Raw genomic sequence first — 10359 nt, forward strand, 5'->3', positions numbered from 1 at the left:
ATGACTGCACGTTCTTAACGTGCAGTCTTTTTTTAGCGCAGATATTGGTCAATGGCCGCTTCAAAATCCTCCAGGCTTTTGCTGCCCTCGCCCTTTTCGATAGCGTGCAGAATGCAATGCTCCAGGTGGTCCTTCAAAATAACCTTGGCCGTATTATCCAGCGCCTTGCGCACCGCAGCTATCTGAATCAGCACCTCCGAGCAATCCCTGTCGTTATCTACCATAGTCTTGATAGAACGCACATGGCCTTCAATGCGTGCCAGGCGGTTGACAACCTTCTTCTTATTAGGATGGTTGTGAGCGTGTGCATGAGCTTCCTGCAAAGCCTGCTGTTTTTTATCATCCTGCTGATTTAGCTCCGCCTGCCTGCGCACATATTCCAATAAAGATTTTTCCTCTGCCATTTTTCTCACCAACCTTATCTCTACATTATTAAAAGGGAGCGCACTAAACACGCTCCCTCATTTTATTCCGCTGCCTGTGGCGTCAAAATGCTTTCAATAACCAAAGCAACACCGTCATCATTATTAGATGCGGTAATGATTTTTGCATTCTGCTTCACGCTGTCCTTAGCGTTGCCCACAGCTACGCCGATGCCGGCATTGGCAATCATCTTCACATCGTTATTGGAATCACCGATGCACATAATTTCCTGCGGCTGTACGCCATAGCTTGCAGCTACGCTTTTTACCGCCTCCCATTTGTTGACACCGGGCTCCATCAGCTCCAGGAAGTTGTCTTTGGAGCTGGTAACATCCAGCTTACCGGCAAAGTCCTCTTTGAACTGCTGCCAAACGTCAGCAAATTCGCCTTCCTTCGTCATCACCAGAATCTTATACGGCTCTTCATCCGTATGATACAGCGCATCACCGATAGCAGTCGTCTGAATGCCGCTGATTTTGGTGTACATGCGGGAGCAGTCATTCTCCTGCTTAATCAAAATGCTGTCGCCCACATAAAGCTGCAGGTAATAGCCCTTTTCACGGCAGTACGCCAACACCTCATTGGCTGTAGACAGCTTCATCTTGTGCTCATAATAAACCTTGCCGCTCAGGCTGCCCTTAACGAGAGCGCCGTTATAGGTAACCAGCGGCACATCCAGGCCCAGCTTTTGCGCATAAGGGCGCACAGAAACGTACATTCTGCCGGTGGCAATCAAAAAAATCTTGCCTGCGTCCAGCGCCTTTCTGATAGCTGCCTCGTTGCGCGGAGAAATCTGGCAGTTCTTATTCAAAAGTGTATCGTCCATATCACTGGCAATCAGCTTAATTTCCATGCTCCATCTGCTCCTTTAACATCAATTTATCCAAAAATATAGCTGCTGCCGGATAAAGCAGCAAAAGAAAAATACCATGCATGATGCCAAATTTAAGATTGTAGCCCGGCAGCATACGGCAAACCGTTACGGCACCCTCCAGGGAGAAGGCAGCCATCACCAGCATAGCCTTCAGGGAATCGTTTCTGCGCTTGGCCAGCTCCTGCAGCCTCGTCAGCAAAAACTGCTTATCCACAATAACGTGCATCAGCTTCAGGCCCAGGCACATAAAAGCACCTTCGATAAAAGAGCCTGCCACCAGACCGCCCAAGGTAACAACCTGCAGCATACCGGTTACATATTCACATAGGAAAAAAATGACGCTTAGCGTCAGCCACATTGTAGCTAAATTATACATTGTTTTCTTCAAATTAATCACCAAAATACATTATAACACAGACAGCCGTCAAATTACACTAGGCCATCTTACATTTTATGATGCTTTTAAGCATATTTTAGAAGTATTTTTGGAGAATTTGTGATAAAATAAATTTGTTAACGCAGTCAGACAGCATTGTCTGTACGAAAGGAGCAGTTTATATGAAGCGCAGTGATAAATTCCGCCAGGCCAACCGCGAGGCCCTGGCTACTGTTGTCGCCACCATCGCCGTCATCATCTTCTGGTGCCTGGCAGGCTTTGGACTGGCAGACAGCAATATTACCTTTTGGCATACACCTCTGTGGGTTTGGGGCGGTTGCGTAGGCACCTGGCTTTTTGCCATCGCCGTTACCGTTTTCTTGACGAAGAAGGTTTTTGTCAACTTTGATTTGGATGACAGCACGGAGGAGAAGCAGCATGAGTAGTATTTTAAATATTTTACCGGCACTGGCCTTCCTGCTGATTCTGTTGAGCATCAGCGCCTATATCCAGCGCACGTCAAAAGAAAACAGGCAAAAGGATTTTGCCAAGGATTACTTTATCGGCGGCCGCACCCTCGGTGGCTTTGTGCTGGCGATGACCACTGCTGCCACCTACAGCAGCGTCAGCACCTTCGTCGGCGGTCCGGGCGTAGCCTGGGTTATCGGCTACGGCTGGCTGTACATGGCTATCGTACAGGTAGTCGTTATCTTCCTCGTCTTGGGCGTGTTCGGCAAAAAGATTGCCCTGATCGCGCGCGAAATTGACGCCGTAACCGTCATTGACGTGCTGCGCGCCCGCTATCATTCCGACTTTCTAGCGAACATGGCCGCCGTTGTCATTGTTGCCTTCTTCTGCGCCACTATGGTGGCACAGTTCGTCGGCGCCGCCAAGCTCTTCGAAGCAGTAACCGGATTTTCTTATCTCACTGGCCTCACGATGTTCGGCCTGATTGTTGTCATCTACACCACCATCGGAGGCTTTAAGGGCGTTGCCGTTACCGACGCCTGCTGCGCCATCGCCATGATCGTCGGCCTGTGCATCCTCATGGGCGGTATGATGCACGCAGGCGGCGGCTTCAACGAAATAATGAGCTACATCAGCACGCAGCATCCCGATATGCTGGAGCCGCTTTCCCGCGGCAAAATGCCGATTTCGCTGTATATCAGCCAATGGCTGCTCGTCGGCATCTGTACGCTGTCACTGCCGCAGTCCGTTGTCCGCGGCATCAGCTACAAGGATACCAAGGCGCTGCACAATGCTATGATTATCGGTACCGTTGTCATCGGTGCCATGACGCTGGTTGCCACCTGGATCGGTGTTATCAGCAAAGGCATCCTTACCGGACCGATTACAGCCTACGGCAACAGCGTGGATAACATCATGCCGATTGCCATCGTGCACAGCCTCACGCCCTTCTGGGCCGGCGTCATCATCATCGGACCCATTGCTGCAACCATTTCCACCGTATCCTCGTTGCTGCTTTCCTCGTCCTCCTCTATCGTCAAGGACGTGTACATGAATATCAAGGGCAAGCGCGAAGAACAGCTCAGCAATAATCAAATTCGCCTCTACAGCCTGGGTGCGACAATTATTCTCGGCCTTTTGGTTTATGCCATCGCCATCAAACCACCAAGCGTTATCTGGCAGATTAACATGTTTGCCTTCGGCGGTCTGGAAACAGCCTTCTTCTGGGTGCTGATTTTCGGTCTTTTCTGGTCCAAGGCCAACAAATACGGCGCTATTGCAGCCATGGGCGGTGGTGTAATCATCTACTGCCTGGCCATGGTCTTTAAGATTAAGGTGCTCGACCTGCATCAGATTGTACTTGGCATCGGCCTTTCCCTGCTGTGCTTCTTCATTGGCAACAGCTTCGGCAAAACAGTCGACGAAAAAACACTGCGCATCTTCTTCCCCGAAAAATTTGACGACGAAAAATAAATAAAACTGCATATTATTCCAATATCCACAAATCAAAAATCTCTGCTTCCGGTGTTTTCAAGCACCTTAGCAGAGATTTTTTTGCTCTGTTATCTTTATAAAATTAAGTTTTCAACAATATTTGCCTATTATCTTCTTGCATATAACAGACACTGCTGATTCATTTCCTCATAAATAATAAAGTTCTCAACGTTAGCACACCTGTCTTTTATATCCGCCTTATTCTTATTTACAAAAGCGACAAGTAGTTTTCATTAAGTAATCATAATTATCCATTGACATAGAATGTTATTTTCTGCTATCTTAAAAGTATAAGCAGTTCTCAGCCACTCACCCCACGATGCAGGAAGGAGCGTGCCGTCATGCTAAAAAAATCTGTCATTATTCTCGCAGGAATGTTGCTTTTAATTACCAGCTGCTTTGCCAACACACGTATGCAACAGTCTGCTAAACAACAGGCAATCCCCAAAGTCAAGGAGGTCACAATTATGGATTTTTCCCAAGAAAAAGAAAACGTTATCTATCTTGCAGGAGGCTGCTTCTGGGGGCTTGAAAAGCTGATGCAATCCATACCGGGTGTCATCGATGCCCAAAGCGGTTATGCCAACGGCACAGGCAAAGCCGATGCCAAGTATCAGACGATTTTGGGTGGGAAAACCGGTTTTCGCGAAACCGTGCGTGTTGAATACGATCCGGCAAAGGTAAGTCTTGACCATCTGCTCTTGGCATATTTTTACGTCATTGACCCAACAGTCCTCAACAAACAGGGGAATGATACCGGAACACAGTATCAGACCGGCATCTACTATACCAATACACAAGCGCAGGCTGTAGTAGAACGTATCGTGGAACTGGAACGCGGTCGTCATAAGGTATTTGCAGTCGAAGTCGGACCACTGAAAAACTATTATCCGGCAGAAGAATATCATCAGAACTATCTTGATAAAAATCCAGGCGGATACTGCCATATATCACCTTCCAAAATCAAGCTACTCAGCACCTTGAAAATTGATGCCGGTGCCTACAAAAAACCTGCTGCCGAAACTATACGCGATAAGCTTACCGCAGAACAATTTCATGTAACACAACAAAACGGTACCGAACGACCATTCTACAACGAATTCTGGGATAAATTTGCCAAAGGCATTTATGTTGATATCGTCACCGGCGAACCGCTCTTTTCCTCAACTGACAAATATCAGAGCAGCTGCGGCTGGCCCGCCTTTACCAAGCCTATTGAAGCACCTTTGATAATTGAACGCAAAGATACAAGCCATGGTATGGTACGCACCGAGGTGCGCAGCCGCAGCGGCGATTCGCATTTGGGGCATGTTTTCACCGGTGACAGCGAATCACCCAACGGTGTACGTTACTGCATCAACAGTGCTTCCCTGCGCTTTATCCCCTACGAACAGATGGAAGCCGAAGGCTATGGCTATTTGCTGTACCTTTTCAAATAATACTCTCTAACACACAAACACCCTGCTCATTGCCAATGGCAATACGCAGGGTGTTTTCATTTGCTTATACAAAGCTTATGCAAAATCCTTGTAGATACCTTCCTCACGGCGTCTGGTTGCCGTTTTGGAAACGTAGGTACCATGAACAATATTGGTAAGCTTCTTCTTCGCTAAAATCTTTTGGATGTAATCAAGATGCGGGCATGGCGGCTTATGCGAATTATCCGATACCATGCAGGTAGAAAGATGCACGCAAATCTCCTGCCCATCCTCTTTAAAGCGGCGCAGGCGCTTCGCCAGGTTCTCCAGCTTAACCGTCAGCGCACCGCCGGAGCAGCCACCGCAGGTGAAGCTCATGTAATGCGTATCCTCTGGATAACCGGCAAACTTACCCTCGCGACTGTAAAAAGCGTGCGTACAGTTGTAGCCGCAACAACGCTGCTGCACTGTATCACACTGGATAATTACTACCAGCTTGCTCATTTTATCATGCCTGCTGCTTTTAAAGCTGCATCCAGCTTAGCCTCAGCGGCAGCGCTGATAGGAGTCAGCGGCAGACGCGGAGCACCGGCATCAATACCGGTAACCTTGGTAACTGCAGCCTTGATAGGAATCGGGTTGCTTTCTATGAACATAGCCTTAGCCAGCGGCACCATAACCTTGTTGAGGTCGGCGGCGTCTTTCACACGGCCTTCGCTGTAAGCCTGCATCAATTGCTGCAGTATGTTGCCGTTAACATTGGCCAGAACGGAAATCAAGCCGCAAGCACCAACGGACAGGAACGGCAGAATCAGGCCGTCGTCACCGCTGTAAATAGAGAAATCCTCCGGCAGTACACGATACAGCTCTGCAGTCTGTGCTACATTGCCTGCTGCCTCTTTGATAGCCACAATGTTGCTGAAATCTGCTGCCAGACGTGCAACAGTTTCCGGAGCAATGTTGCCGCCGGTACGTCCGGGAACGTTATATACGATAATCGGCAGCTTAGTAGCCTTGGCTACGGCTGCAAAATGCTGGTAATAGCCTTCCTGAGTCGGTTTGTTATAGTACGGGCCAACTACGAGCACGCCGTCAACACCGCAGGCTTCCATTTTCTTAACCAAATCAATAGTGCTGGCAGTGCAGTTGGTGCCTGCACCGGCAACAATTTTGGCACGTCCGTTGACACGTGCAACGATGGTCTGCATGAATTTAATTTTTTCATCCATGTCCATGGTTGCAGCTTCACCGGTAGAGCCTTCTACTACCAGGCCGTCACTGCCGTTAGCCAGCAGCCAGTCAGCAAAATCTGCACCAGCTGCATAATTAACGCTGCCATCAGCGTTGAACGGCGTAACCATTGCCGTTAATAATCTGCCAAAATACGGTTTGTTCATTGTAATTCCACCTCTTAAAACTAATTGAAACTAAAATTCTCTATGATATATTGCTTATTATCTAAATGATTTTATATTTTTTACGGCGTACTAGAGGTACGTCGAATAAACGTAACAAGTAGCGATACAGACAGTGCTTTATTTCCTCTTTAACCTAACAGGCTGTGGAGAAAGTGCCGGATGCTAGGCGTGTTGACGACGGCGTACTAGCGGTACGTCAAAGGAACGTAGCGACGCAGGCGGTGCTTTATTTCCTTTTTATCCTAATAGGCTGTGGAGAAAGTGCCGGATGCTAGGCGTGTTGACGACGGCGTACTTCACGTACGTCGAGGAAACACAACAACGCAGACGGTGCTTTATACACAGACTATAACTTGAAGGCCTCATGCAATGCTTTTACCGCTTCCACCAAATGCTCCTCTTTAACAATCGCGGAAATCGTAGTATCGCTGTCCACAGTCTGCAGAATAGCGATATTGTGGCTGGCAAGCGCAGTTACAAAGGTAGCCATAATGCCGGGCACGCCACGCATAGCACTGCCGACAACGGAAACCTTGCCGCAGCCCTCGTTCAGCGTATATTTAAAGCCTGTTGCATCAAGCACCTTGCAGGTGTGCTCTACATCCGGAGAGAAGACTGCAAACATTGCCTCCTTCTCGGACAGGTTCAGGCAGCCTACGCTGATGCCTGCATCCGCCAAATCCTCGAACAGATTACGGCCTGCAGTAATATCCTGCGGGTTCAGGTCAATGCGGAATTGTGCCAGATCGTTAAGATGAGCTACACCGCTGGCGCAGGATTCGTTAATCGCAATTTCGCCGCCGTTGCCCTGACCGATGCGTTCACTGGTAATCAAGGTGCCGGGAGCATCGCTGAAGGTAGATTTTACATACATAGGAATGTTGCTGCCCATAGCAATTTCCACGGCACGCGGATGAATAACCTTGGCACCGTTCTGCGCCATCTGGCAAACCTCAGCATAGGAAATCTGCTGCAAAATATTGGCCTTCTCTACAATGCGCGGGTCAGCAGTCATGATGCCTTCAACATCTGTATAGATTTCCACAAAATCAGCCTTTAGCGCAGCGCCCAGTGCAGCAGCAGAAGTGTCGCTGCCACCACGGCCCAAGGTCGTAAATTTATAGTTATTCTCCGTCATACCCTGGAAGCCGCAGACAACCGGAATGATGCCTGCCTCCAAAAGACGGATAAGACCGGAGGTGTTGATGTTTTTGATACGTGCAGCACCAAACTGGGAATCGGTGATAATACCTGCCTGGCCACCGGTGAGCGCCATAGCGTTGATGCCGAATTTTTGCAGGGTTGCTGCCATTACGCAGGAGGAAATGATTTCGCCGCAGCACATCATCATATCCATCTCACGCACATTAACGGAAAGGTTAACGTCCTTCAGTGCGCCGATAAGCGTATCGGTTGCGTAGGGAGCACCCTTGCGTCCCATAGCCGAAACAACTACTACCGGGGAGTAACCGTTGCGGATAGCCTGCTGTACCTTATTTTTAACTGCAACGCGGGCTTCCTCACTCGCGACGGAGGTGCCGCCGAATTTCTGTACAATGATTTTCATGTAAATTGCTCCTCATCTGTTTAAATTAAAATGCAAAATGTACCGGATGCCGGAAAGGCTGTGGCGTACAAGCTGTACGCCAGGTAGTCTTTACACCGCAGAAGTGCATTATTATTTTTCTAACCAGCCGTTTTTAATCATAACCTCGGCAATCTGCAGAGTGTTCAGCGCAGCGCCCTTGCGGATCTGGTCGCCTACTACCCACAGGTTGAAGGTATTCGGATTGGACTCATCGCGGCGCAGACGGCCAACGAAGCAGTCATATTTTTCCGAAGTATATAAAGGCATCGGATAAACCTGGTTGGACGGATCATCCATCATCTGAACGCCCGGGAAGGCATCAATAGCAGCTGCCATATCCTTCAGCTCCAGATCATGCTCAAATTCAATGTTTACCGATTCGCTGTGGCTGCGGTATACAGGCACACGTACGGTAGTAGCGGTGATGCGCATTTCGTCATCATGCATAATCTTTCTGGTTTCGTTGATCATCTTCATCTCTTCTTTGGTGTAGAGATTATCAAGGAAAACATCAATCTGCGGAATCAGGTTAAACGCAATCGGATAATGCTTCGGCAGGCTTGCGGACGGAAGAATGTGTGCCTCCATCTCACGGCCCTCGCTGTAAGCCTTAGTCTGGTCGGTGAGCTCGTCAATGCCCTCTTTGCCCGCGCCGGAAACAGCCTGATAGGTAGAAACGACAATACGTTTAATGCGTGCCAGGTCATACAGCGGTTTCAGTGCCATAACCATAATAATGGTAGAGCAGTTGGGGTTAGCGATAATGCCCTTGTGCTTCAGGATGTCTTCGGGGTTAACCTCCGGCACAACCAGCGGCACCTCGGGATCCATACGGAAGGTGCTGGAGTTGTCGATAACAACGGCACCAGCTTTCACAGCGTAAGGAGCGAACTCCTTGGAAACGCTGCCACCAGCGAACAGAGCGATATCAATACCCTCGAAGGAGTCTTTGGTAGCCTCCTCTACAGTATATGTTTTACCCATAAATTCAATCTGCTTGCCTGCGCTGCGCTTGGAAGCCAGCAGACGCAGTTCTGCAAATGGGAAATTTCTTTCTTCGATAAGCTTCAGAAATTCAGTACCAACAGCACCGGTAGCGCCCAAAATAGCAACGTTATACTTTTTCATAAAATTCTCCCCCTCACTATTTAGAGTAATTTATCTAAGCCGTATACCAGGCCTACTTGGTCAACAATTTTGCGGCAGCCAAGCGCAACGCCCGGCATGTAGCATTCGCGGTTAATCGGGTCGGTACTGATTTTCAAAGTTTCGCCCTGACCGCCGAAGATAACCTCCTGGGAAGCAACGTATCCCGGCAAGCGGACACTGTGAATCTTCATGCCCTCGTAATCGGCACCGCGCGCACCTGCCATAGTTTCCTTTTCATCAGGATTGCCCTGATGCATAGCCTTGCGCACCTCAGCAATTTTTTGTGCGGTGATAATCGCCGTACCGCTGGGAGCATCCAGCTTATTATCGTGATGCTTCTCGATAATTTCCACATGTGGGAAATATTTGGCAGCCTCACACGCCAGCTTCATCATTACAACTGCGCCAAGCGCAAAGTTCGGAGCAATCAGCAGGCTGGTGTTGTGCTTGCGTGCCAGCTCATCAACCTCTTTTAAATCCGCATCGCTGAAGCCTGTTGTGCCTACTACAGCGTGCACGCCCAGCGGCAGCATTTTGCGCAGGTTGCCCATAACAACATCAGGACGGGTGAAGTCAACAACAACGTCCGGTTTGGCAGCTTCAATAGCAGCAACCAGGTCAGTCGTTACCTTAACACCATCGCCCAACTGCACAGTGCCTTCCTTAATATCAACAGCACCTACAAGCTCCAAATCAGCTTCGCTATAAACCTTTTTACATACCTCGCTGCCCATACGGCCCAGCGCACCATTTACCAAAACACGAATCATTTCGTTCACTCCTTAATCATAAAAATAACCGTTGAGATATTTCCTTTGGATTCTATCTCAACGGTTAGCATGTCAAATAAATATTCACACCCATAGCCGAGATAGCCCTCCGCTGCAGATGCAGCGACAGTCCGGCAGCTTTCACTGACGGCCCAGCACAACGACACGGCTGCCATTGCACTTCGGCGTTAGCCCTTTTGTGATGCTTCTCAGCTCCCGCTCCACAACCTACTCATGCTTTCCGCGCCTCTATCTTAATGGTTTGCTATTAGAAAAATTATATTACTGTTACTGCTATTTGTCAACGAGGAAAATTATTAGCATCTTCTTATAGCAGCAAGTGTAAAGATTTTACAAAAAGAGTGTACGCATAGGCACAAG

At 48.6% G+C, this 10359-nt stretch carries 11 protein-coding genes and 1 riboswitch; of the genes, 3 read left to right on the top strand and 8 right to left on the bottom strand.

Going from position 1 to position 10359, the window contains the following annotated elements; translation table 11 throughout:
* Positions 1-32 precede the first annotated feature (32 nt).
* From Q0G26_RS07550 to Q0G26_RS07560, 3 genes are all read right to left on the bottom strand, one after another.
* Positions 33-404 carry a metal-sensing transcriptional repressor gene (locus tag Q0G26_RS07550; RefSeq protein WP_009145261.1) on the bottom strand — a complete coding sequence of 124 codons (372 nt, stop codon included), beginning with the start codon at positions 402-404 and terminating at the stop codon, positions 33-35.
* A gap of 62 nt (positions 405-466) precedes the next feature.
* Positions 467-1276, bottom strand: coding sequence for a Cof-type HAD-IIB family hydrolase (locus tag Q0G26_RS07555; RefSeq protein ID WP_293829553.1), 810 nt, complete (start codon positions 1274-1276; stop codon positions 467-469).
* Positions 1266-1673: a hypothetical protein gene (locus Q0G26_RS07560; RefSeq protein WP_293829555.1), complete on the bottom strand. Its 408-nt coding sequence runs from the start codon at positions 1671-1673 to the stop codon at positions 1266-1268. Before Q0G26_RS07560 ends, Q0G26_RS07555 begins: the two co-directional genes overlap by 11 nt.
* 182 nt (positions 1674-1855) lie before the next feature.
* Between Q0G26_RS07560 and Q0G26_RS07565 the strand changes: the two genes are divergently transcribed.
* The 3 genes from Q0G26_RS07565 to msrB all read left to right on the top strand — a co-directional run bounded on the left by Q0G26_RS07565 (position 1856) and on the right by msrB (position 5074).
* Entirely contained in the window at positions 1856-2119 is a 264-nt protein-coding gene (locus Q0G26_RS07565) for a YhdT family protein (protein WP_293829557.1), read from the top strand.
* Positions 2112-3614: a sodium/pantothenate symporter gene (gene panF, locus Q0G26_RS07570; RefSeq protein ID WP_293829560.1), complete on the top strand. Its 1503-nt coding sequence runs from the start codon at positions 2112-2114 to the stop codon at positions 3612-3614. The genes Q0G26_RS07565 and panF overlap by 8 nt, the downstream gene beginning before the upstream one ends.
* A gap of 488 nt (positions 3615-4102) precedes the next feature.
* Positions 4103-5074 (top strand): peptide-methionine (R)-S-oxide reductase MsrB, encoded by a 972-nt coding sequence (gene msrB / locus Q0G26_RS07575; RefSeq protein WP_293829563.1) that lies wholly within the window; start codon positions 4103-4105, stop codon positions 5072-5074.
* A gap of 75 nt (positions 5075-5149) precedes the next feature.
* Here msrB and Q0G26_RS07580 read toward each other — a convergent pair whose 3' ends face one another.
* The 5 genes from Q0G26_RS07580 to dapB all read right to left on the bottom strand — a co-directional run bounded on the left by Q0G26_RS07580 (position 5150) and on the right by dapB (position 9978).
* Positions 5150-5557: a CGGC domain-containing protein gene (locus Q0G26_RS07580; RefSeq protein WP_009145027.1), complete on the bottom strand. Its 408-nt coding sequence runs from the start codon at positions 5555-5557 to the stop codon at positions 5150-5152.
* The gene (gene dapA, locus Q0G26_RS07585) at positions 5554-6450 is read right to left on the bottom strand and encodes a 4-hydroxy-tetrahydrodipicolinate synthase (RefSeq protein WP_293829566.1); all 897 of its coding nucleotides are present in this window, start codon (positions 6448-6450) and stop codon (positions 5554-5556) included. The genes Q0G26_RS07580 and dapA overlap by 4 nt, the downstream gene beginning before the upstream one ends.
* Before the next feature lie 367 nt (positions 6451-6817).
* The gene (gene dapG / locus Q0G26_RS07590) at positions 6818-8038 is read right to left on the bottom strand and encodes an aspartate kinase (RefSeq protein ID WP_293829568.1); all 1221 of its coding nucleotides are present in this window, start codon (positions 8036-8038) and stop codon (positions 6818-6820) included.
* Positions 8039-8149: 111 nt separating this feature from the next.
* Positions 8150-9187: an aspartate-semialdehyde dehydrogenase gene (locus Q0G26_RS07595; RefSeq protein ID WP_293829570.1), complete on the bottom strand. Its 1038-nt coding sequence runs from the start codon at positions 9185-9187 to the stop codon at positions 8150-8152.
* Positions 9188-9207: 20 nt separating this feature from the next.
* Positions 9208-9978, bottom strand: a complete 771-nt coding sequence (gene dapB, locus Q0G26_RS07600) for a 4-hydroxy-tetrahydrodipicolinate reductase (RefSeq protein WP_210684542.1) — start codon at positions 9976-9978, stop codon at positions 9208-9210.
* Positions 9979-10072: 94 nt separating this feature from the next.
* A riboswitch (Lysine riboswitch) is annotated at positions 10073-10238 on the bottom strand.
* Between the last annotated feature and the right edge of the window lie 121 nt (positions 10239-10359).

The sequence above is a fragment of the uncultured Phascolarctobacterium sp. genome (genome assembly GCF_934190775.1).
Lineage (GTDB): Bacteria > Bacillota > Negativicutes > Acidaminococcales > Acidaminococcaceae > Phascolarctobacterium_A.

What these genes read in the sequence shown, in the direction of transcription:
- Q0G26_RS07560 (WP_293829555.1), bottom strand. Translation starts at nt 1,673, where the DNA reads ATGTATAATTTAGCTACAATGTGGCTGACGCTAAGCGTCATTTTTTTC.
- Q0G26_RS07580 (WP_009145027.1), bottom strand. Translation starts at nt 5,557, where the DNA reads ATGAGCAAGCTGGTAGTAATTATCCAGTGTGATACAGTGCAGCAGCGT.
- Q0G26_RS07550 (WP_009145261.1), bottom strand. Translation starts at nt 404, where the DNA reads ATGGCAGAGGAAAAATCTTTATTGGAATATGTGCGCAGGCAGGCGGAG.
- Q0G26_RS07595 (WP_293829570.1), bottom strand. Translation starts at nt 9,187, where the DNA reads ATGAAAAAGTATAACGTTGCTATTTTGGGCGCTACCGGTGCTGTTGGT.
- panF (WP_293829560.1), top strand. Translation starts at nt 2,112, where the DNA reads ATGAGTAGTATTTTAAATATTTTACCGGCACTGGCCTTCCTGCTGATT.
- Q0G26_RS07555 (WP_293829553.1), bottom strand. Translation starts at nt 1,276, where the DNA reads ATGGAAATTAAGCTGATTGCCAGTGATATGGACGATACACTTTTGAAT.
- dapB (WP_210684542.1), bottom strand. Translation starts at nt 9,978, where the DNA reads ATGATTCGTGTTTTGGTAAATGGTGCGCTGGGCCGTATGGGCAGCGAG.
- dapG (WP_293829568.1), bottom strand. Translation starts at nt 8,038, where the DNA reads ATGAAAATCATTGTACAGAAATTCGGCGGCACCTCCGTCGCGAGTGAG.
- Q0G26_RS07565 (WP_293829557.1), top strand. Translation starts at nt 1,856, where the DNA reads ATGAAGCGCAGTGATAAATTCCGCCAGGCCAACCGCGAGGCCCTGGCT.
- msrB (WP_293829563.1), top strand. Translation starts at nt 4,103, where the DNA reads ATGGATTTTTCCCAAGAAAAAGAAAACGTTATCTATCTTGCAGGAGGC.
- dapA (WP_293829566.1), bottom strand. Translation starts at nt 6,450, where the DNA reads ATGAACAAACCGTATTTTGGCAGATTATTAACGGCAATGGTTACGCCG.